Origin of the sequence: Antrihabitans cavernicola (assembly GCF_008297975.1) — a bacterium.
Lineage (GTDB): Bacteria > Actinomycetota > Actinomycetes > Mycobacteriales > Mycobacteriaceae > Antrihabitans > Antrihabitans cavernicola.
Genome location: NZ_VLNY01000003.1, coordinates 19,140 through 39,930, shown reverse-complemented (window position 1 = coordinate 39,930; position 20,791 = coordinate 19,140). Strand labels below are relative to the sequence as shown.

The 20,791-nt window shown below is 65.1% G+C and carries 23 protein-coding genes; 5 read left to right on the top strand and 18 right to left on the bottom strand.

Annotation, left to right across the window (positions count from 1 at the left end; all coding sequences use genetic code 11):
* Positions 1-150: 150 nt before the first annotated feature.
* Positions 151-630 carry a peroxynitrite isomerase gene (locus tag FOY51_RS07380; RefSeq protein WP_149429589.1) on the top strand — a complete coding sequence of 160 codons (480 nt, stop codon included), beginning with the start codon at positions 151-153 and terminating at the stop codon, positions 628-630.
* Here the strand turns inward: FOY51_RS07380 and FOY51_RS07375 are convergent, their stop codons facing one another.
* The 7 genes from FOY51_RS07375 to dxr all read right to left on the bottom strand — a co-directional run bounded on the left by FOY51_RS07375 (position 631) and on the right by dxr (position 8,209).
* The gene (locus FOY51_RS07375) at positions 631-1,383 is read right to left on the bottom strand and encodes an SDR family oxidoreductase (RefSeq protein ID WP_149429588.1); all 753 of its coding nucleotides are present in this window, start codon (positions 1,381-1,383) and stop codon (positions 631-633) included.
* Between the two features lie 2 nt (positions 1,384-1,385).
* Complete coding sequence (locus FOY51_RS07370) at positions 1,386-1,739, bottom strand: YybH family protein (RefSeq protein ID WP_149429587.1); 354 nt, start codon at positions 1,737-1,739, stop codon at positions 1,386-1,388.
* Positions 1,740-1,818: 79 nt separating this feature from the next.
* Positions 1,819-3,633, bottom strand: a complete 1,815-nt coding sequence (locus FOY51_RS07365) for a penicillin-binding transpeptidase domain-containing protein (protein WP_149429586.1) — start codon at positions 3,631-3,633, stop codon at positions 1,819-1,821.
* Positions 3,634-3,695: 62 nt separating this feature from the next.
* A complete protein-coding gene (locus FOY51_RS07360) occupies positions 3,696-4,532 on the bottom strand; it encodes a GNAT family N-acetyltransferase (protein WP_149429585.1) in 837 nt (278 codons plus the stop codon).
* A 70-nt stretch (positions 4,533-4,602) separates the two neighbouring features.
* On the bottom strand, positions 4,603-5,760 hold the full coding sequence (gene ispG / locus FOY51_RS07355) for a flavodoxin-dependent (E)-4-hydroxy-3-methylbut-2-enyl-diphosphate synthase (protein ID WP_149429584.1): 1,158 nt from the start codon (positions 5,758-5,760) through the stop codon (positions 4,603-4,605).
* 70 nt (positions 5,761-5,830) lie between these two features.
* Complete coding sequence (locus FOY51_RS07350; protein ID WP_149429583.1) at positions 5,831-7,045, bottom strand: M50 family metallopeptidase; 1,215 nt, start codon at positions 7,043-7,045, stop codon at positions 5,831-5,833.
* 6 nt (positions 7,046-7,051) lie between these two features.
* Positions 7,052-8,209, bottom strand: coding sequence for a 1-deoxy-D-xylulose-5-phosphate reductoisomerase (gene dxr, locus FOY51_RS07345; RefSeq protein WP_149429582.1), 1,158 nt, complete (start codon positions 8,207-8,209; stop codon positions 7,052-7,054).
* A 115-nt stretch (positions 8,210-8,324) separates the two neighbouring features.
* On the opposite strand from dxr, the gene FOY51_RS07340 reads away from it, so the two are divergent.
* A complete protein-coding gene (locus FOY51_RS07340) occupies positions 8,325-8,594 on the top strand; it encodes a DUF2631 domain-containing protein (RefSeq protein WP_149429581.1) in 270 nt (89 codons plus the stop codon).
* Positions 8,595-8,672: 78 nt separating this feature from the next.
* Here FOY51_RS07340 and rlmN read toward each other — a convergent pair whose 3' ends face one another.
* Positions 8,673-9,782: a dual-specificity RNA methyltransferase RlmN gene (gene rlmN / locus FOY51_RS07335; protein ID WP_149429580.1), complete on the bottom strand. Its 1,110-nt coding sequence runs from the start codon at positions 9,780-9,782 to the stop codon at positions 8,673-8,675.
* A gap of 141 nt (positions 9,783-9,923) precedes the next feature.
* Here rlmN and FOY51_RS07330 point away from each other — a divergent pair, with 141 nt between their 5' ends.
* A complete protein-coding gene (locus FOY51_RS07330; protein WP_235916186.1) occupies positions 9,924-10,781 on the top strand; it encodes an HpcH/HpaI aldolase/citrate lyase family protein in 858 nt (285 codons plus the stop codon).
* On the opposite strand, the gene FOY51_RS07325 is transcribed toward FOY51_RS07330, so the two are convergent.
* The 5 genes from FOY51_RS07325 to FOY51_RS07305 form a co-directional block, all read right to left on the bottom strand.
* The gene (locus tag FOY51_RS07325; protein ID WP_149429578.1) at positions 10,774-11,478 is read right to left on the bottom strand and encodes a class I SAM-dependent methyltransferase; all 705 of its coding nucleotides are present in this window, start codon (positions 11,476-11,478) and stop codon (positions 10,774-10,776) included. The two genes, FOY51_RS07330 and FOY51_RS07325, sit on opposite strands and share 8 nt — an antisense overlap.
* A gap of 1 nt (position 11,479) precedes the next feature.
* Entirely contained in the window at positions 11,480-12,472 is a 993-nt protein-coding gene (locus tag FOY51_RS07320) for a phosphatidate cytidylyltransferase (RefSeq protein WP_371830418.1), read from the bottom strand.
* Between the two features lie 57 nt (positions 12,473-12,529).
* Positions 12,530-13,087 carry a ribosome recycling factor gene (gene frr, locus FOY51_RS07315; protein ID WP_149429577.1) on the bottom strand — a complete coding sequence of 186 codons (558 nt, stop codon included), beginning with the start codon at positions 13,085-13,087 and terminating at the stop codon, positions 12,530-12,532.
* 52 nt (positions 13,088-13,139) lie between these two features.
* On the bottom strand, positions 13,140-13,871 hold the full coding sequence (pyrH, locus tag FOY51_RS07310) for a UMP kinase (protein WP_149429576.1): 732 nt from the start codon (positions 13,869-13,871) through the stop codon (positions 13,140-13,142).
* A gap of 104 nt (positions 13,872-13,975) precedes the next feature.
* On the bottom strand, positions 13,976-14,542 hold the full coding sequence (locus FOY51_RS07305; protein ID WP_149429575.1) for a TetR/AcrR family transcriptional regulator: 567 nt from the start codon (positions 14,540-14,542) through the stop codon (positions 13,976-13,978).
* A gap of 106 nt (positions 14,543-14,648) precedes the next feature.
* Here FOY51_RS07305 and FOY51_RS07300 point away from each other — a divergent pair, with 106 nt between their 5' ends.
* A complete protein-coding gene (locus tag FOY51_RS07300) occupies positions 14,649-15,077 on the top strand; it encodes a nuclear transport factor 2 family protein (RefSeq protein ID WP_149429574.1) in 429 nt (142 codons plus the stop codon).
* 68 nt (positions 15,078-15,145) lie between these two features.
* Here the strand turns inward: FOY51_RS07300 and tsf are convergent, their stop codons facing one another.
* The 4 genes from tsf to FOY51_RS07280 form a co-directional block, all read right to left on the bottom strand.
* Complete coding sequence (tsf, locus tag FOY51_RS07295) at positions 15,146-15,982, bottom strand: translation elongation factor Ts (protein WP_149429573.1); 837 nt, start codon at positions 15,980-15,982, stop codon at positions 15,146-15,148.
* A 112-nt stretch (positions 15,983-16,094) separates the two neighbouring features.
* Positions 16,095-16,949: a 30S ribosomal protein S2 gene (rpsB, locus tag FOY51_RS07290; RefSeq protein ID WP_149429572.1), complete on the bottom strand. Its 855-nt coding sequence runs from the start codon at positions 16,947-16,949 to the stop codon at positions 16,095-16,097.
* A gap of 243 nt (positions 16,950-17,192) precedes the next feature.
* Complete coding sequence (locus tag FOY51_RS07285) at positions 17,193-17,930, bottom strand: siderophore-interacting protein (protein WP_149429571.1); 738 nt, start codon at positions 17,928-17,930, stop codon at positions 17,193-17,195.
* A gap of 53 nt (positions 17,931-17,983) precedes the next feature.
* Entirely contained in the window at positions 17,984-19,141 is a 1,158-nt protein-coding gene (locus FOY51_RS07280) for a metallophosphoesterase (protein WP_235916185.1), read from the bottom strand.
* Positions 19,142-19,365: 224 nt separating this feature from the next.
* On the opposite strand from FOY51_RS07280, the gene FOY51_RS07275 reads away from it, so the two are divergent.
* Positions 19,366-19,845 (top strand): murein hydrolase activator EnvC family protein, encoded by a 480-nt coding sequence (locus FOY51_RS07275; RefSeq protein ID WP_149429570.1) that lies wholly within the window; start codon positions 19,366-19,368, stop codon positions 19,843-19,845.
* On the opposite strand, the gene FOY51_RS07270 is transcribed toward FOY51_RS07275, so the two are convergent.
* On the bottom strand, positions 19,846-20,772 hold the full coding sequence (locus FOY51_RS07270; RefSeq protein ID WP_149429569.1) for a tyrosine recombinase XerC: 927 nt from the start codon (positions 20,770-20,772) through the stop codon (positions 19,846-19,848).
* Positions 20,773-20,791: the final 19 nt, after the last annotated feature.

Genomic DNA, 20,791 nt, shown 5'->3' with positions numbered 1-20,791 from the left:
GTTCCTCACTACTGCTCGTCGGCTGGTGAGTTCAAATATCCCGCAGCCGAACACCTTTCGACACCGACCGCAGGGGTGGCCCGCCGACCCCCGGGGTGCACGTTCCACCACCCTTGGTAGGCGCGGTGAATCGAGTTCTATTCTGTTCGGGTGGCTGATTTACACCCCGCGTTGATGCCCCTGGCACCGTTGCTCGGCACCTGGTCCGGCACCGGTGCCGGCGAGTATCCGACGATCGAACCGTTCGGCTACAGCGAAGAAGTCACGTTCGGCCATGTCGGCAAACCATTCCTTGCCTACAGGCAACGCACCCGAGCGTCCGACGATGCTAGGCCCCTGCACGCGGAGACCGGATACCTCCGGGCACCGGCGCCGGGCAGGCTCGAATTGGTGCTCGCACACCCCACCGGCATCACCGAGATCCAGGAGGGCACAGCGGCATTCGACGGCGACGCCATCGTCATCGAGCTCCGCTCCACCGGCATCGGGCTCACGTCGACCGCCAAAGATGTGACCGCGCTGACCCGCACGATCCGCGTGTTCGGCGACGAACTCACGTACACGCTGGAACTGGGTGCGGTCGGCAAGCCGCTGCAGCACCATCTCGCCGCAACACTGCGGCGGGTGTGATCACCGGAGCGCATCCTCCGAAGCCAACCACTGCTCGAACGTCGTCGAACCCAGGCGCGCGCCAGTCCCTGGCAGCAGTACCTCGCCTGCCATCTCGATGCTCAGCGGCCCCCGCCAGGTAGGTATCAATCGCACGTTCTCACCGCGCACGGCAAGGGTGCGACGGGCCATGTCGACGAGATCCTCCGTCGCAGGCCCCGCCAGTTCGACGCGACCGCCCGTCGGCGTTTCGGCGGCAAATTGCACCAGGACTTCGCCGACCTCGCGGGCTGCGACGGGCTGAACCAGAACGGGTGCGATCGTCGCTGTGTCACTTTCGCGCGTCCACCTGACAACCATGCCCGCGAACTCGTGGAACTGGGTGGCCCGCAGCACCGTCGCTGGTACCGAAGACGACAGCGCGAGTTCCTCCCGGCACACCTTGCCGACGTAGTGCGCATTGTTCGCCACCTTGTCGACGCCGACGATGGAGAGCAGCACATGATGCCGCACGCCTGCCGTGGCCTCCGCGGCTGCGACGTTTGTCGCCGCGGTGGAGAAGAAGTCGCGAGCGCCGTCGATGTCGCGCGCCGCCGTATTGCTGACATCGACGACGGCGTCGACGCCGTCCAACGCGTCGGACAGGCCTGCCCCTGTGATGATGTCGACGCCGTTCGATCTCGAAATCACAACCGGTTCGTGACCGGCCGCGCGTGCAGCCGCTACCGTGTGCGATCCGACAAGCCCGGTCCCGCCGATCACTGCGATCCGCACGGCTACGAGATCTCCGGCTGATCGAGCAGCCGCAACCAGCTGCCGTCGCGCTGGCGACGCGCAACCTGAGCTCGCGCGCCCGTACCGTCCTTGGCAGCTGTGGCGGTCAAGGCGATGTCACCGCTGATCAGCGTGGGCAGCGGCGGCTCCGGCTCGATCGGCGGCATCTTGGTCACGATCTGCGACCACAGCTCCTGTATCGCCGCACGACCGACCGTCTGCGAGCCGGTCGGGTACGCCATGACCGCCTGCTCCTCGTACAACGCCGCGATGCCGGCGGCGTCGTTTGCGTTCGCGCGCTCCACGAACAAGCGGGTGAGGTCTTCGGGTGTTCTGGCACTCTCGTAATTCGCCATAGGGTTCAACCCTGGGACCGGAAGCCTTGTTTGTCCAATAGTCGGCAGTGCTCGCCGGAAGAAGCGTGGCGTATGGCGATCAGTAGCCCTCGGGCAAGGCAGCGAACATATCTCGCGTGACGGCGACGGCGTTGTCGGAACTGCCGCCCTTCACCACCAGCGTGGCGAACGCGATGTCACCCCGGTAGCCGACAAACCACGCGTGCGAACCGCCGTCCACCTCTGCCTCACCCGTCTTGCCGTACACCTCGCCTTGATCGGCGATCCGCTCTGCCGTCCCGCTCGTGACCACCAGTCGCATCATCCCGCGCAGGCCGTCGACCATGGCAGGCGTGATCGGCGGCCGCTCGCCTTTGACCGTGGTGGGGTGACCCGAAATCAGTTGGGGCGTAGGAACGGAACCGTGCGCGATGGTCGCGGCGGCCAATGCCATGCCGAACGGACTGACCACCACCTTGCCCTGACCGAACCCGTCTTCGGTGCGCTGAACGAGGTCGGTGGCGGGCGGCACAGAGCCCGAGTCGGTCGGGATTCCCACGACGTCGTAGTCGGGGCCGACGCCGTACTCCGAGGCCGCGAGGTTCAACGCATCCGGCTTCATCTCGCTCGCCAGCTTCGCGAACGACGTGTTGCACGATTTGGCGAACGCGGTGGCCATCGGAACGTTGCCGAGCGAGAACTCGTCGTAATTCGGAATGCTGCGTTCGCCGATCTCGATTCGGCCGGGGCACGGCACAGTCGAGTCCGGCGTGGCGATGCCGCCTTGGATCGCTGCGCCCGCCGTGATCATCTTGAACGTCGACCCGGGCGGGTACAGGCCGGTCGTGGCAACCGGTCCGTCCTTGTCGGCAGCCTTGTTCTGCGCGACGGCAAGAATCGCACCGGTCGAGGGTTGGATCACCACCATCATCGTCTGATCGGGCCGCGCATCGACCGCAGCCTGCGCAGCAACCTGGATCGGACGGTCGAGGCTGATCGAGAACGACGGCGCGGGCTGCGACGGCGTCTCGGTCAACACATCGGTGTCGACACCGTTGGCATTGACCGTCACCACACTCCAGCCGGCCTTGCCGTCGACGTCCTCGATCACGGTCTTCTTGACCTGGCTGATCAGGTCGGGCGCAAACGAGCGGTCGGTGGCAACCAGGTCCGCTTCGTCTTGCGACGACACGCCGGGCAGCGCGGCGATCTGGGCCTGCACCTGGTCGAAGTCGTCCTGGCGCAGCGTCGCAACCGGATAGTCGCCTTTGGTGGCCGTGGCCGATTCCACGATCGACTGAGCCGTGAGTGTCGGATCGAAGCGCAGCAATGCCGCCGAGAGCGCGTTCGCCACCTGCACGACGTTGCCCGCCTTTGCGGCGTCGAGCGCGATGCGGTGCACGACGCCGGGCACCAGCACGTCGGAGCCGGAATGCTCGTTCACCCGGGCGCGCGGAGCGGCCGTTGTTCGCAGCGCCATCTTCTGTGTGTCGCCGAGTTTGGGATGCACGTCGGTGGACGTCCAGCGGACCTTCCAGTCCCCGTCCCGCCTGCCCATCTGCAGCTGGCCCGTGTACTTCCAGACTCGATTCTTCGGTAGGTGCCACTCGTAGGTGTAGTCGACCGTCGCGGTGTCGCCGCTGACGTGAGCCGATTCCGCACTGGCCGTCATCGATTGGGCCTGCAACTCGTCCCAGGTGGCTTTCAACACGTCTTCGGCGCGGTCGGCCTGATCGGTAGTGGCGGCCGCAGCGTCGAACTTGCGCTGCGCGAACGAGCTGACAAACAGGTCGGCGGCGGGCAACGGACCTTCCGGCTTGGGGGTGCAGGCAACCAACCCGGCTGCCACCACCGCCGTCACCACGACTGCGGAAATACGACCCGCTCGACGACGGTGCACGGAACGGAATTTCATCGGGCCCATCGTAATTCGGCAACCTCGACGTTCTGGGGAGGCAGGGCCGCGCAGACGAAGCGCTAATCCAGCAAGACCGTCGCAAAGGTGGCAATCTGCGTGAATCCGACCCGATCGTAGGTGCGCCGGGCAGCGCCGTTGAAGCTGTTGACGTACAGACTGGCAGTGCGACCGGAGGCGACGACGGCGTTGGCGACTGCGGCCGTCCCCATCGCGCCGTATCCGAGGCCACGATGCGCAGGGTCGACCCAGACACCTTGAATCTGGCCGACCGTGCGCGACATCGAGCCCACTTCGGCTTTGAACAACACCTGGCCGTCTTCGAAACGCGCCCATGCCCGACCGGACGCGATCAGGTTGGCAACCCGGCGCCGATATCCGTTGCCACCGTCGTTGGCGCGCGGGTCGACTCCTACTTCCTCGATGAACATGTCGATCGCGGCGCGCAAGTAGCAGTCGAGTTCGTCCATGCGGACTTGGCGCACAGCGGGATCCGGCGCGATCGCCGCCGCGTGTCCCAACGCCAGCAGCGGTTGGTCGGACCTCAGTTCCCGCGCGGGGCCCCATTCGCCGACGAGCATCTCCCACAGGGGCAGCGCCAATTCGCTGCGGCCGACCACGGACGAGCACATCCGCGGACCGCGCGACGCACGATCGGCGAAGGCGCGCAGATCGTCTCGATCACCTCGTAGTGGAACCAGATTCGCACCCGAGAAGCAGAGCGACTCGTGCGGACCGCCGCGGCTCCACAGCTCCCCTTGAAACGCACGCGGTTCGAGCCCGAATTCCTGCACACGCGCGGCAACCATGCATGCGGCGACGGGGTCGGAGTCCAGCACATCGAGCACCTGGGGCGTGTCGCGACTACCCAGTTGACGTGCGCCGAGAAGCTTCAGCACTCCACCAGAGTGCCATGAACGAGGCACCGCGCGGAAGATGGCACCCGGGCGAGTCAGGCTGGTACCGAACTCAGGAGACCGAGACGACGGGTGCGCCGGCTTCGGCCTCGCCCTCGAACTGTTCGGCGATCCGCATCGCCTCTTCGATCAGTGTCTCCACGATCTTCGCCTCGGGAACGGTTTTGATGACCTTGCCCTTGACGAAAATCTGGCCCTTGCCGTTTCCGGAGGCAACACCCAGATCTGCTTCGCGCGCTTCTCCCGGACCGTTCACCACGCATCCCATCACGGCGACGCGGAGCGGAATCTCCATGCCTTCCAGCCCTGCGGTCACCTCGTCGGCCAGCGTGTATACGTCCACCTGTGCGCGACCGCACGACGGGCACGAGACGATCTCGAGCTTGCGGGGACGCAGATTCAACGACTGCAGGATCTGGTTGCCCACCTTCACTTCTTCGGCGGGCGGTGCCGACAGGGACACGCGGATGGTGTCGCCGATGCCTTCCGCCAGCAGCGCGCCGAAAGCGACGGCGGACTTGATGGTTCCCTGAAACGCCGGTCCGGCTTCGGTGACGCCCAGGTGCAGCGGGTAGTCGCATTTCGCCGCGAGCTGGCGGTACGCCTCTACCATCACGACCGGATCGTTGTGCTTGACCGAGATCTTGATGTCGCCGAATCCGTGTTCTTCGAACAGGCCTGCTTCCCACAGGGCGGATTCGACCAGCGCCTCCGGCGTCGCTTTGCCGTATTTCTGCAACAGTCGCGGATCGAGCGAGCCTGCGTTGACGCCGATACGGATCGGAATCCCTGCTGCGCCTGCAGCTTTCGCGACCTCGCCGACGCGCCCGTCGAATTCCTTGATGTTGCCGGGGTTCACGCGAACCGCGGCACAGCCCGCGTCGATGGCCGCGAAAATGTAGCGGGGCTGGAAGTGGATGTCCGCGATCACCGGGATCTGACTCTTCTTGGCGATGGTCGCCAATGCATCTGCGTCTTCCTGCCGCGGGCAGGCGACGCGCACGATGTCACAGCCCGACGCGGTGAGCTCCGCGATCTGCTGCAGTGTGGCGTTGACGTCGTGGGTCTTGGTGGTGGTCATCGACTGCACCGACACCGGACTCTCGCTGCCGACACCGACCGTTCCGACCTGAAGTTGGCGAGTGGTTCGGCGCGGCGCGAGCACGGGTGCGGGTCCGGCCGGCATACCCAGTCCGACTGAGGTGGTCACGAAAGCCTACTTTCCTGCTGACACGCTCGAGAGTGCTGGTACGCACGATTCTATCGGTCGCACGTCACCGTCACTGGAAGAGCTGGATGGGGTTGATGATGTCGGCCGTCAACGTGAGCAGCATGTACGCGCCGCCGATGAAGATCACCACGTAGGTCGCGGGCATCAATTTGAGGTAGTCGACCGGCGCGCCGGCGGGCAGACCCTTGCGGGATCGGAACATGTTGCGGATCTTCTCGTAGATCGTCACCGCCATGTGCCCGCCGTCGAGCGGCAACAGCGGCAACAGGTTGAACGCTCCCAGGAAGAAGTTCAGGCTGGCCAGCAGCAGGATGAACGTCCCCCACAGGTCCCGCTCGGCCAGGTCGCCGCCGATCTTGCTGGCACCGACCACGCTGATCGGGGTATCGGCATCGCGCTGCCCGCCGGTCACCGCATGCCAGAGGTTGACCACCTTGGTCGGCATCTGCGCCAGCGAGTGAAACGTCTGTCCGGCAAGGTCTCCGGTGAACGCCACCGATGCGGGAATCGCGGCGAGCGGGTTGTACTTGACGTCCTCGTAGTAGTCCTTCGCAGCACCGATCGCACTGACGGTCTTCAGCGATTTCGCGCCGGTGTTCTTGTCGATGACCAGGCGCTGAACCCGATCGGGCTGGACCGGAACGGTCAGCTCATGGCCTCCGCGTTCGATCGTGTACGTGAACGGGCCGGTCTGCTTCTGCGTTTCCTGGGTGAAGTCCGACCAGGTGTCGACCTTGACGCCGTTGACGGCGGTGACGACATCACCGTCGAGGAGTCCGGCCTTCTGCGCGGGCCCTTCGCCTGAACAGTCGATGAGTGATCCGTCCAGCTTCTGCGACGGCGCGCACTCCATTTTGCCCAGTGCCGTCGGCGGCGGCTGGTTGATGTTGGGCAATCCCCAGGTGACGGCGAGCAGAAAGATCAGCAGGAAGCCGAGCAGGAAGTTCATGGCGATACCGCAGAACATGACGAGGAGGCGCTTCCACGTCTTCTGCCGGTACATCGCTCGCTCGAGCTCGTGCGGCTCCACCTCGTCGAGGGCCGTCATACCCGCGATGTCGCAGAATCCGCCCAGCGGAATGGCCTTGAGTCCGTACTCGGTCCCGTTGCGATGCACCGAGAACACTTTGGGTCCGAAGCCGACGAAGTAGCGGCGAACCTTCATGCCGGTGGCTTGCGCCGACCACATGTGCCCGCACTCGTGCAGGGCCACCGAGGTGGCGATACCGAGGGCGAAGATCACGACCCCCACAACGAACACCATCCGGCTTTAGCCCTCTCCCTTGACCAACACATGCGCCTGCTCGCGCGCCCAAGTATCGGCGGCGAGTACGTCATCCAAGGTAGCGGGTTCGGCCGACCACTCGTCCGCGTCGGCCAGCACTCGGCCCACGGTGCGCACGATCGTGGGAAAGCTGATCACCCCGTCGAGGAAACCTTGGGCGGCGATCTCGTTGGCCGCGTTGTAGACGGCGGTGAGACAACCACCACGGGTGCCTGCCTCGCGGGCCAACTCGACGGCGGGAAAGACGGATGCGTCGAGCGGCTCGAACTCCCAGGTGGATGCCGTGCTGAAATCACACGCCGACGCCACCCCCGCCACCCGGCTCGGCCAGCCCAGCGCCAGTCCGATCGGCAACTTCATATCGGGTGGACTGGCCTGCGCGAGCGTGGAGCCGTCGGTGAACGTCACCATCGAGTGCACGATCGACTGCGGATGAACGGTCACGTCGATGCGGTCGTACGGGATGCCGAACAGCAGATGGGTCTCGATCAGCTCGAGGCCTTTGTTGACCAAGGTCGCCGAGTTCAAGGTGTTCATCGGACCCATCGACCAGGTGGGATGCGCTTTCGCCTGTGCAGGATTCACCGTCTCGAGGTCGGCAGCGCTCCAGCCGCGGAACGGGCCACCCGACGCCGTGAGCACCAATCGGTCGACCTCGTCGGCGGTACCGCCGCGCAGGCATTGCGCGAGGGCCGAGTGCTCCGAGTCGACGGGCACGATCTGCCCGGGCGCGGCGGCGCGCGTCACCAACGACCCGCCCGCCACCAACGATTCCTTGTTCGCCAAGGCCAAGCGCGCACCACTGGCAAGCGCAGCGAGCGTCGGTTCCAGGCCGAGCGAGCCGACAAGGGCGTTGAGCACGACGTCGGCCTCGGTGCTTCGCACGAGTTCGGTCACGGAATCAGGGCCGAACAGCGGCACCCCAAGCCGCTCACCGACCACTGCGTCGGACACTGCGACGTTGCTCACACCGGTCGCAATGATCTGTTCCGCGAGCAATTCCGGCTTGCCGCCGCCGGCCGCGAGCCCGACGACGGTGAACTTGTCGGGGTTGGCGGCGATGACCTCGAGGGCCTGAGTACCGATCGAGCCGGTACTGCCGAGCAGAAGGACCCGGATCGGTGCAGTTTCGGGAGCAGCCACCGTCCCATTGTTCCCGATTGGAAACAATCGACGCCACGCGCTACCCCACTGGCTACGACGCGCGGTCGTATGCCACGATAATGTCAGCAGAATTCGGTTCAGCAGAGGAGCGATCGTGGCCGGTACAGAGTTGAATCCCGCCGACAACGACCCCATCGTCTCGGGTCACGTCGACACTGCCGAAGTTCCGTCCGCCGCGTGGGGCTGGAGTGGCGAGTCGCCGAAGGCTGCCAAGATCGCCGGCTGCGCTGTCATCGTGTTCCTGCTGCTGATGATGATCGGCAACCAAAAGGGCCACATCGAGGACATCTACCTGATCGGGTTCGCAGCCTTGATCGCGATCATCCTCGTTCGCGACTCGGTTCTGAAACGTCGCGACCGCTAGTCGACCGACGAGAGCGCACATATCGCACGCGCCACTCGGGCGATGCGACAGCAAGTGCGCTTTCGACGCACCAGGGCGTCAGCCTTCTGCAGCCAACTGCCCACAGGCAGCAGCGATTTCCTGACCTCGGGTATTGCGGACGGTGCACGAGACGCCCTGCGCGATCACGCGGCGCACGAATTCTTCTTCCACCGGTTTGGGACTGGCGTCCCACTTGCTGCCCGGCGTCGGGTTCAGCGGAATCAGGTTGACGTGCACGCGTGAACCGAGGGCCTTGTGCAGCTTCTTGCCCAGCATGTCGGCCCGCCACGGCTGATCGTTGATGTCGCGGATCAGCGCGTATTCGATCGACACTCGTCGCCCTGTCGTGTCCGCGTAATAGGTTGCGGCATCGAGGACTTCGGCTACCGACCAGCGATTGTTGACCGGCACAAGGGTCGCGCGCAGCTCGTCGTCCGGGGTGTGCAGGGAGACCGCAAGGGTGACGCTCAGCCCCTCGTCTGCCAGCTTGCGGATCGCCGGAGCCAGACCGACGGTCGAGACCGTCACCGCGCGTTGGGAAATGCCCAACCCGTCAGGTGCGGGTGACGTGATCCGGCGAACCGCCGCCACCACCCGCTTGTAGTTGGCGAGGGGTTCACCCATGCCCATGAAGACGATGTTCGACAGTCGTCCAGGTCCACCGGAAACGTCGCCGTCCCGCATGGCCGCCGCGGCGGCGCGCACCTGATCGACGATCTCGGCCGTCGACAGGTTTCGAGTCAGACCCGCCTGTCCGGTCGCGCAGAATGGGCAGGCCATCCCGCACCCCGCCTGGCTCGAAATGCACAGCGTCGCCCGGTCCGGGTAGCGCATCAGCACGCTCTCGAGCAGCGTTCCGTCGCCCGCTTTCCATAACGTCCTACGCGTTTCGCCGCCGTCACATGCGATGTGCCGGACCGGCGTGAGGAGCGGCGGGAACAGCGCGGCGCCCACCTTCTCGCGCACGGCAGCCGGCAGATCTGTCATCTTCTCCGGATCCCCCTCGAGCCTGCCGTAGTACTGCCGAGCCAACTGGTCCGCGCGAAATGCGGGCAAGCCGAGTTCCTGAACTGCCGCGCGACGCTCGTCGGAGTCCAAGTCGGCGAGGTGCCTCGGCGGCAAACCACGACGGGGTGCATCGAATACGAGCGGGAGGGAAACGGCCATAGTGCGTTCCAGTGTCCCATCCAACGCACTACACTGGCCAATTCCGAAATTCATGCGTACTTAAATTACTCAAGCTGGCCTTACGGGCTCGGCAGGGTGACCATGGTTACAAGCAACGACATCGACATACAGGGAGTACGAGTGACCATCCACGCCGAACATCCGGGGGTCACGATCGCTTCCGACATCGCTCGATCGTGGCTGCTGGTCCCCGCCAACGCCCCCGACCGTTTCGCCCCGCCGACCGAGGCAGGTGTCGACGCCGTGATCCTCGATCTCGAGGATGCCGTATCCGCGCCCGACAAGCCGAGCGCACGTCAGCGAGTAGCCGATTGGCTCGCAGCAGGCGGGCGGGCGGGTACGTCGTCGCTGTGGGTGCGAATCAACGACGCGACCACCACGTTCTGGGCCGACGACCTCGCTGTCCTTGCCGAGGCTCCCAGCATTGCCGGCGTGATGTTGGCGAAGACCGAGAGCGGGTCGCAGGTCGAAGCGACCGCCGACCGACTGCCCGAGGGCACGAAGATCCTGGCGTTGATCGAATCGGCGATGGGCCTCGAAGCCGTCGCGGACATCGGACGGGCCGACGGCACCTTCCGACTCGCCTTCGGTAGCGGCGACTTCCGGCGCGACACCGGGATGAGCGACGACCCGATGGCAATGGCATATCCGCGCTCTCGTCTGGTCGTTGCGAGCCGCGCGGCCCGCTTGCCGGGTCCGATCGACGGGCCGACGTTGACCAGCAACGAGACCATCCTGCAACGTGATTCGGCACTGACGGCCAACATGGGCATGACCGGTAAACTGTGTATGCGTCCCGAGCAGGCACCCGCGGTCAACAAAGGCCTGAGCCCGAGCGCCGAAGACATCGTCTGGGCGCGCGAGACCATCGAGCTGCTCGGCGCCAACGGCGAGCGCGTGCGCGACGGCAGCGATCTGCCACGGCTGGCGAAGGCCAAGAAGTTCGACGCGCTCGCGGCGGCGTTCGGGCTCAGCTGAGGATCAGCCCACTGGGTTTGCGCAGCGTGTGAATGCGGTAACGAACATCGAATGACGTACCCGGTGTGCTGCGCAGCGCCTTCTTCGCGGTCCGAGGTGTGAACTCGATGCGCAGCACCTCAGCCATTGCGTCGCGGTTCGGAAATTCCCATCGGGTGTCGACACGTCGGCATTCGAAGCGTGCGTTCGCAAAGAACCGTTCGACCAGATCGGGCCGGTAATGCGCGATATCGACACGCATCCATTCGCCGTACGGATACGCCGTCGCGTCGAGGTCGACGATCACCAGCACTCCCCCTGGTCGCAGGATTCTCATAGCCTCCGCGATCCCCGGTTCGCATCCCGCACCGAAGAAATACGCGGTCCTGGCATGGACGACATCCGTGGAACCGTCCTCGAGCGGGATCGTCTCGGCGGACCCCTGCACAACCCGGACGTTCGGCATCGCCACAATGCGGCGCGCCGCGACCGGTATCAGCGGCCGGTACGGCTCGACTCCGACGACCGATCGGGCGGTCTTACCGAACGCGGGCAGGTGAAACCCGGAGCCACACCCGATGTCGGCGACGTCGCGGTCCGCCCAGTCGGCAACCTCGGCAAGCGCGGCGAAAACGGCACCGTCGACGTCCTGCGCGCGATTCTCGAGTTCGTAGACGTCGGGCCAGTGCCAGATGTTCGGGCTGGGAATGACGGGCAAGCTACACCAGCGCGGTGAGAACCGCCCAGGCGACAAACGCCGACGGCAGCAGCGAATCCAGGCGATCCATGATGCCGCCGTGACCGGGCAGCAACGTACCCATGTCCTTGATGCCGAGCTCGCGCTTGATCTGCGACTCGATCAGATCGCCCATCGTTGCGACGAAGACCAGGGCGACGCCGAGCAGAATTCCGATCAGCGAGTTGGCATGCAGCATCAGGGTGACCGTCAGCAGACAGCCGATCACGCAGAACACCAGCGAACCGGCGAAGCCTTCCCACGACTTCTTCGGGCTGATCGCGGGCACCATGGGGTGTTTGCCGAACAGCACGCCTGCCGCGTAGCCGCCGACGTCCGAGCAGACCACAGCGATCATGAACACCAGCACCTTGCGGGCGCCGTTCTCCTCCAACACCATCAGCGTGGTGAACGCGCCGAGCAGTGGAATCCATGCGGCAACGAATACCGTGATTGCCGTGTCACGCAAGAAGTTTCGAGGTGTCGCACGGAGGCCGTGATCGAACAGTCGCCACACCATGCAGGCCAGGACCGTCGCCATGAACGAGCTGAGGACGCCCATCGCACCGTACGGCCAGCCCAACCAGATAACGGCTTGGCCGCCGACGATCAGCGGGATTCGCGGCACCAGAACGTCCGCTTCGCGCAATCGGCGCGCAACTTCCCACGTCGCGATCGCGAGCGCAACGGAGATGACGCCGATCCACACGCGCGGTACGAACGTCAGGATCAAGATGAGCGAGATGCCCAGCGTCAGGCCGACACCCATTGCGGCGGGCAGATTGCGGCCGGCCTTGGATGCCCCCGCCTTGGACGGCTCCGCCTTGGACGGCTCCGCCTTGGATGCCCCAGCCTTGGACGCCTCAGCCTTGGCTGCCTCAGCGACGGGCGCAGACTCCGACGGCTGCGGCGGGGGAACATCCAACGCGGGCTCGTCGGGAACGCCGGCGTGCGGGGTCCCCTCCTGTGTCGGCACGGTCTTACTCCTGTCGCTTCCTGGCTGGATCTCGAGCAAACGTAATACTCGAGCGGCCTAGACCTCGAGCAATTCCGCTTCTTTGTGCTTGACCAATTCGTCGATCTGCGCCGTGTACTTGCCGGTCAGCTTGTCGAGTTCCTTCTCGGCGCGACCCACTTCGTCCTCGCCGGCCTCGCCGTCCTTCTGGATCCGCGACAGTTCGTCCATCGACTTGCGTCGGACACCGCGCACGGAAATCTTGCCATCCTCGGCCTTCGCCTTCGCCTGCTTCACCAGTTCACGGCGGCGCTCTTCGGTGAGCTGCGGAACGGCAATGCGGATCAGGTTGCCGTCGTTGGTGGGGTTCACGCCCAGATCGGAGTTGCGAATCGCTGTCTCGATCGGACCGAGCTGCGCCGGCTCGTACGGCTTCACGACCACCAAACGCGCCTCGGGAACGTTGATGCTGGAGATCTGTGTGATCGGCGTGAGCGCACCATAGTACTCGACGACGATGCGCGCGAACATGCCAGGGTTGGCGCGTCCGGTACGGATGCTGCCGAGATCGTCCCTCGCTACCGAGACGGCTTTCTCCATCTTCTCCTCGGCCTCGAAGAGAGCTTCATCAATCACGGCCGTTCCTCCAAGTATCGTTCGCGCAAGTATCTATCGCGGCTGGTCGTGCTCAATCTGTTTTGACCAGTGTTCCGATCTTCTCACCCGATACCGCCCTGGCAATATTTCCCTGCGTAAGGAGATTGAAAACCAGCATCGGCATCTGATTGTCCATGCAGAGGCTGAACGCCGTCGCGTCGGCAACCTTGAGCCCTTGTTCGATCACCTCTCGATGGGTGATCTGGGTGTACAGCTCGGCAGTCGGATCCGTTCGCGGATCGGCCGAGTACACGCCGTCGACGGCCTTCGCCATGAGAACGACCTCCGCGCCGATCTCGAGAGCGCGCTGCGCAGCCGTCGTGTCCGTGGAGAAGTACGGCATTCCCATGCCCGCGCCGAAGATCACGACGCGACCCTTCTCGAGGTGTCGGCGGGCTCGCAGCGGCAGGTACGGTTCGGCAACCTGACCCATGGTGATGGCCGTCTGCACGCGCGTCTGGACACCCTGCTTCTCCAGGAAGTCTTGCAGCGCAAGACTGTTCATGACCGTACCGAGCATGCCCATGTAGTCCGACCTCGCACGTTCCATGCCGTGTTCTTCGAGTTCGGCGCCGCGGAAGAAGTTGCCGCCGCCGATCACCACTGCCACCTGGACGCCACCGCGAACCACTTCAGCGATCTGCTCCGCCACCGTGGTCACCACGTCGGGATCGAGGCCCACCTTGCCGCCACCGAACATTTCGCCACCGAGTTTGAGTACGACGCGCTGATAGCCAGGTCGGTCGGTAGCCGGATCCGTCATCGGTCTCCTCGAAAATGGTGGTGTACATAGAACGGCCATCCACGGATTCCTCCAGGACGGCACACCTATCCTGCCTCATCGAGGCAGGGATTATGGCGTCGGGATTACTTCTGCGGCCGCAGACCGTCCAAGATCAAGCCGACAGTGCGCTCGCCTACGACATCGAAGCGGGCAGCGTGCTCCACCGCGCGCGACGCGCCGACCAACAGCGCGAACACCTCCGCGGTGTCGACGTCCGCCCTGACGGCTCCGACCCGCTGTGCACCGGCAAGGAGGGTCGTGACCGCGCCCCTGAGTTCGCCCCGCGTCGAGGATGCCGCGTCTCGCGCATCCAGACCGACAGCCTCCAACGCCCCGACCAGCGCGTTCTTGGTCACCGAGCCGTCGACCACGGCACGGAAGAACTCGAAGAAAGCCGTGCTCGGATCCCCGGTATCGGCGAGCGTTTCTGCAGACGCGGCCAGCCGGTGCATGTGTTCGACGAACACCGCCTCCAGGAGGTCTTCTTTGGTCGGGAAGTGTCGAAACACCGTCCCGATCCCCACTCCGGCACGCCGGGCGATGGCTTCGGTGGACGCCGCCGCACCCTCGGTCGAGAACACTTCCTCGGCCACCTCCAGCAAGCGAGCGCGATTGCGTCGCGCGTCGGCTCGCAGCGGTTTGTCGGGCATAAGGACCCTCTCTCGACTGGCGATTGACAAACGGAGTTGTCACTCCGTATGTTAGCATTAACGGAGTCTACGCTCCGATTATGCCATCGACCTTCGGAGGATCACTATGCCGACACCCACTCCCAGCGCAGTATTCGAGGCACTGATCCACGGAATCGCAACTGGTCGCCGAGACCGACTCCACGAGTTGTACGCCGAGAACGCCGAGGTTCGGCACGCATTCGGAATGGTCGGCACCACTGCATGGCACGGCAGCGACGAGATACGCGAACACTTCGCATCGCCCGCCGCAGCGGCGCTCCAGTTCGACGTTGCCAACCTGGTGATCCATCGGACCGACGATCCGGAGGTGGTGATCGGCGAATTCGACTATCACGCGCTGATCGTCGCGACCGGCAAACGATTCGAGGTCGCGAACATCGTGGTGATGCGGGTGCGCGACGGCAAGATCGTCGAATCGCGGGACTATCACAACCATCTCGCATTGGCTCACGCAGTCGGCAGGCTGCCGGAAGTGGTTGCAGCACTTGGGTGATACCCAGAAAGCAGTCGACCCCGTACGCCGCGCGGCGTACGGGGTCGACTGCTGTGCGCTGAGGTCGGTTACTGACCGACCTCGAAGCGTGCGAAACGGGTGATGGTCACGCCGGCCTCGTCGAGGATGGCCTTGACCGACTTCTTGGAATCCTGCACCGAGGACTGCTCGGTCAGCACGACATCCTTGAAGAAGCCGTTGACGCGGCCTTCGACGATCTTCGGCAGCGCAGCCTCCGGCTTGCCCTCTTCCTTGGCGGTCTGCTCGGCGATGCGACGCTCGCCGTCGACGACGTCCGCCGGGACCTCGTCGCGGGTGACGTACTTCGCCTTGAGTGCTGCGACCTGCATGGCGGCACCGCGAGCGGCCTCCGCGGCAGCGTCACCCTCGCCCTTGTACTCGACGAGAACGCCGACTGTCGGGGGCAGATCCGCACTGCGCTTGTGCAGGTAGGTGGCAACCGGGCCGTCGTAGGACACGACGCGACGCAGTTCCAGCTTTTCGCCGATCTTGGCGGAAAGTTCCTGGACGGTGGCGTCGACGGTCTTGCCGTTGACGTCGAGCGCCTTGAGGGCGTCGAGGTCGGCAGGCTTGGCTGCGGCAGCAGCGGTGACGATCGCGTCGGCAACCTGCTGGAACTCGTCGTTCTTGGCGACGAAGTCGGTCTCGCAGTTGATTTCGACGAGGACGCCACCCTTGGCGACGACCAGGCCTTCGGCCGTGGAGCGCTCGGCGCGCTTGCCGACGTCCTTGGCACCCTTGATCCGCAGCTGCTCGACGGCCTTGTCGAAATCGCCGTCGTTGTCGGCAAGTGCGTTCTTACAATCCATCATTCCGGAGCCGGTGAGCTCACGGAGCCGCTTGACGTCAGCGGCGGTGTATTTCGGTGTTTCGGCGTTCGCCATCGTGGGCGAGCCTCCTTCGAAGATTGGGCGTGCTGGAGTCTGGAATCATGCTTGCCGACCTTTCCGCGATTGGAAAGGTCGGCAAGATGAACGTCCGGTAGGGCTGAACCGATCAGGCGTCGGCAGCCGGAGCTGCGGCAGCCTCGGCGGCAGGCGCCTCGGCAGCGGCTTCCTGGGTGGCCTCGGCGGCCGGGGATGCCTGCGCGAGTTGCTCGAGCTCCCACTCGGCGAGCGGCTCGCCCGCGCCGACCTCAGGCTTGTCGTCGGAGGACGACTGGCCCGCACGGGCCTGCACGCCTTCGGCGACAGCAGAGGCGACAACCTTGGTCAGCAGTGCCGCGGAACGGATCGCGTCGTCGTTACCCGGGATCGGGTAGTCGACCAAGTCGGGATCGCAGTTGGTGTCCAGGATTGCGATAACCGGGATGTTCAGCTTGCGAGCCTCACCGACGGCGATGTGCTCCTTGTTGGTGTCGACGACCCAGATGGCCGACGGAACCTTGGCCATGTCCCGGATACCACCGAGGGTGCGATCCAGCTTGGTCATCTCACGCGTGAGCATGAGGATTTCCTTCTTGGTGCGACCCTCGAAGCCACCGGTCTGCTCCATGGCCTCGAGCTCCTTGAGGCGGAGAAGACGCTTGTGCACGGTGGAGAAGTTGGTGAGCATGCCACCGAGCCAGCGCTGGTTCACGTAGGGCATGCCGACGCGGGTGGCCTCGGCTGCGATCGATTCCTGCGCCTGCTTCTTGGTACCGACGAAGAGGACGGTGCCGCCGTGGGCAACGGTCTCCTTGACGAACTCGTACGCCTTGTCGATGTAGGTCAGCGTCTGCTGCAAGTCGATGATGTAGATGCCGTTGCGGTCGGTGAAGATGAATCGCTTCATCTTCGGGTTCCAACGGCGGGTCTGATGCCCGAAGTGAGCGCCGCTGTCGAGCAGCTGCTTCATTGTTACAACAGCCATGGCTGTTATCTCTCTTTCATTGCCGGTTGTCGCAGGAGACGTAGTTCGACCCCTGCCCTGGCGTCCGCAGACCGTAGGACCTGCGCTTTTGCATCTAGCTCCAGCGGGACCAGCCGACGGCCTCGTTCGAAACAATGGAACATCTCGATACGCGGGCGCGCGAAGTCGGCCTGTGCGAGCACAGACCGCCCGACCAGTGTAGGCGCTCGAACGCGCAGGTCATAACTGGCGAGCAGGCCTCCGTCAGGCCGGGGCCTCGGCTGCCGCCAACTCCGACTTCCAGACCCGGAAGCCCTCCTCGGTCCGACCGCGTCGCCAGTACCCCGAAATGGATGCCCATTCGGCGGCCACTCCGCGGTCACGGCGGATGTATCTACGCAGCCCGTGCATCACCGCGTCCGCCTCACCGTGGATGAACACGTGCGGCTGACCCGGGAGCCATTCGGCCTCTCGCACGGCGTCCACCAGGGGTGAGGTGTCACCTGTTCCCCGATGCACGAACTGCAGGTCGACCTTGGCGCGGCTGGGCAGCTCGACCTCGCCGTCGACGTCGATCACCTCGATGAAGACCTTCGCCGTCGCCGCGTCCGGCAGCGCTGCAACGGCTGCCGAGATCGCCGGTATCGCCGACTCGTCGCCTGCCAGCAGATGCCAATCGGCATCCGTCCGCGGCGCATAGGCGCCGCCGGGGCCGAACATCGAGATCGTCTCCCCCGGTGTCACCTTCGCCGCCCAGGGGCCGGCGATGCCGTCGTCACCGTGTACGACGAAGTCGATCGCGATCTCACGCGCCTCGACGTCGACCGATCGGACCGTGTACGTGCGCTTCACGTCGTCGTCGAAGAGCAGCTTCACGTACGAGTCCGTGAACTCGTTCGGTTCGAAATCGTCGAAGCCTGGATCGCCCAAGTACACGCGCACCATGTTCGGCGTCACCCGCGCGGTCCGTTGGACCGTCAACGTCGTCTGTCGTCTCGCCACGAAACCTCCCGCGTTATTAGGATTACCTAACTACGGTACAGCAGGTTTTCGCGCTAAGCGGATCGCAGCGTGAGCACGGTGATCTCGCTCGGTGCGAACACCCGGAACGGCGGGCCCCAGAAGCCGGACCCGCGGCTCGTATACAGCTGGGTGCGCTCCCCGTGCTTGCTCAGCCCGTGGACAACCGGCTGATCCAGACGAACGAGGTAGTTGAACGGCCAGATCTGACCGCCGTGAGTATGGCCGGAAATCTGCAGGTCGACGCCTGCGCTCACCGCACCGCCGATCTGCTTCGGTTGGTGTGCGAGCAGGAAGACGGGCAAGTCGGGGTCGGTGCCTGCCAACGCCGCTGCGAGGTTGGCGCCGTGGCCGGAAACGCCCGACGATTTCGCTGTAGCGTCGTCGATCCCTGCGACCACGAGGCGGTCACCAGCGCGTTCGACGACCGTGTGGCGATTGTGCAGGACGTCCCAGCCGAGGTGATCCATGTGCTCGAGCCAGCCCTGCGCCTCACTGAAGTACTCGTGGTTGCCGGTGACGTAGACACGCGCGAATCGTGCTCGCATGGTCGCCAGCGGCGCAGCCATCGCAGCACGCTGGACGGCGGTGCCGTCGGCGATGTCACCGACGTGGCACAGGATGTCGGCGTCGAGGCCGTTGACCGCGTCTGCGACGCCGTGCGACCACTTCGTCCGGTTGATCGGTCCGAAATGGGTATCGGTGATGGCGACGACGCGTAGCCCGTCGAGTCCCTTCCCGAGACGCGGAATCACGACGTCGACATTCTTGATTCGCGGGATCCGCATGGCCTCGGTGTAACCCCAGACCAACAGCGCGGCAACAACTATGAGCGTGACGATTGCCGAGATTCGGGCCGCGCTGCCGATTCCGGCCAACGACAACGCGAGACGCAGCAGCAGGCCGAGCAAGGTCCAGACGAACAGCACCCAGACCGTGCCGAGCAGTCCGTCGCCGACGGCGGCAGCACGATCGAGATGTCGACGACCGTGGCCCAACATCATCAGCAGCGGCAACGCGACGAATGCCGCGACGACCAGCGCCGAGCCGAGTGCAACGACAACCATCGGCCACTGCGCGGACGCGACCAGCACCAACCACGGGATACCGAAGAGCAGCCCCAGAATCAGGACGACCGGGATGATGCGCAGGATTCGCGCGGGTCCGGATCGCGCCGCCTCTGCTTCGGCCACGCCCGGCTCGGACTGAAGCGATTCGTTGTTCGCCAAGGTTCTGCGCCCATCTGATAGTCAACGCTCTGATCGTCACAGCGGCACTCCGAGTGCCGCCGCTCCACGATACCGACCTAGCGGACTGGCGGTCCCTTACGCGTGTTCGCCCTGTGCATAACCGAAAAGTTGTCCACAGATTCGATCCGGAGCCCCCATCGACGCGTCGGACGCCTCACGCTGGTCCGATGGGGTGGAAGTTGGGGGCAATTCTGCTGGTGCTTCTAGTCGGCGGGTCGCATGCGGAGGCCGCGCCGGTCGGCGACTACACGTGGCCGTTGGCTCCGCGCCCGAAGGTGGTGCGCGCCTTCGCCAAACCCGAGCAGAACTGGCTGCCCGGGCATCGTGGCGTCGATCTTGCCGGCGCACCGGGACAGGTGGTAGTAGCCGCGGGAGCGGGAATCGTGGTCTTCGTCGGCACAGTCGGCGGCAAACCGGTGGTGTCGATCGATCACGACGGCGGCATGCGAACCACCTACGAGCCGGTCACTGCGACCGTCGTCGAGGGTCGACGCGTCAGCCGCGGTTCGCCGATCGGGACGCTGGAACCGGGGCATCCGGACTGCGCCGCGGTCGCGTGCCTGCACTGGGGGCTGCGGCGGGATCGCGAATATCTCGATCCCCTCGGCTTGATCCATGCCCGGCCGATTCGATTGAAACCTGTCTGATCAGGCTCGCGGATGGGCCTGATCGTGCACGGCGCGCAACCGCGCAACGGACACGTGCGTGTAGAGCTGGGTGGTCGCCATGCTGGCATGACCCAACAACTCCTGCACGACGCGAAGATCGGCCCCACCTTCGAGCAAATGCGTTGCGGCAGAGTGGCGTAAGCCGTGCGGACTCAGGTCCGGGGCACCGGGAACAGCCGATAGCACCTCGTGCACCACCGTTCTCGCCTGGCGCTGATCGAGGCGGCGGCCGCGGCGGCCCAACAAGAGCGCCGTGCCCGATTCGGCGTTGGCCAGCTCTGGCCGTCCGAATTGCACCCACGCCTCCACCGCTTCGGCGGCGGGACGACCGAACGGAACCGATCGCTCCTTGTTGCCTTTGCCGATCACTCGGACCAGCCGACGGTCGAGGTCGACATCGATCAGGTCGAGGCCGCATAACTCGCCGACGCGAATACCGGTGGAGTACAACAACTCCACGATCAGCCGGTCCCGCAGAGCAAGTGGATCGTGCTGGGCAGCACCGAGTTCGGCCGCTTCCATCGCCTCGGCAGCTTGGTTCTGACGCAGGACGGACGGCAGCACCCGATGCGATTTCGCCGACGCCAGCCGTGTCCCCGGATCTGCCGCGATCCGTCCCGTCCGGGTCAGCCAGGCCGTGAAGGTTCGCGCCGACGAGGTCCGACGCGCCATCGTTGTCCGGGCGATGCCCGCTGCGGACTGCGCGGCCAGCCACGACCTCAGCAGGTGCAGGTCGATGTCGACAAGCCCGGCATGGGGATCGGTGGCCAGCAGATGGTCGAGCAGCAGTCGGGTGTCGGCGACGTATGCGCGAACGGTGTGCTCGGACCTGCCCCGCTCGAGACGCAAGTGTTCGGCGAAGTCGTCGAGGTGCACCTGCAACCCCATCGGCAGCTCCGAGTCCATGGCCCAACAGTCCTGCGCA

Coding starts and splice junctions, on each gene's coding strand:
- FOY51_RS07370 (WP_149429587.1), bottom strand. CDS start 1,739: ATGGCGAATTACGAGAGTGCCAGAACACCCGAAGACCTCACCCGCTTG.
- FOY51_RS07365 (WP_149429586.1), bottom strand. CDS start 3,633: ATGAAATTCCGTTCCGTGCACCGTCGTCGAGCGGGTCGTATTTCCGCA.
- FOY51_RS07350 (WP_149429583.1), bottom strand. CDS start 7,045: ATGGTGTTCGTTGTGGGGGTCGTGATCTTCGCCCTCGGTATCGCCACC.
- rlmN (WP_149429580.1), bottom strand. CDS start 9,782: ATGGCCGTTTCCCTCCCGCTCGTATTCGATGCACCCCGTCGTGGTTTG.
- pyrH (WP_149429576.1), bottom strand. CDS start 13,871: ATGACGGATCCGGCTACCGACCGACCTGGCTATCAGCGCGTCGTACTC.
- FOY51_RS07305 (WP_149429575.1), bottom strand. CDS start 14,542: ATGCCCGACAAACCGCTGCGAGCCGACGCGCGACGCAATCGCGCTCGC.
- FOY51_RS07300 (WP_149429574.1), top strand. CDS start 14,649: ATGCCGACACCCACTCCCAGCGCAGTATTCGAGGCACTGATCCACGGA.
- tsf (WP_149429573.1), bottom strand. CDS start 15,982: ATGGCGAACGCCGAAACACCGAAATACACCGCCGCTGACGTCAAGCGG.
- rpsB (WP_149429572.1), bottom strand. CDS start 16,949: ATGGCTGTTGTAACAATGAAGCAGCTGCTCGACAGCGGCGCTCACTTC.
- FOY51_RS07275 (WP_149429570.1), top strand. CDS start 19,366: ATGGGGTGGAAGTTGGGGGCAATTCTGCTGGTGCTTCTAGTCGGCGGG.
- FOY51_RS07270 (WP_149429569.1), bottom strand. CDS start 20,772: ATGGACTCGGAGCTGCCGATGGGGTTGCAGGTGCACCTCGACGACTTC.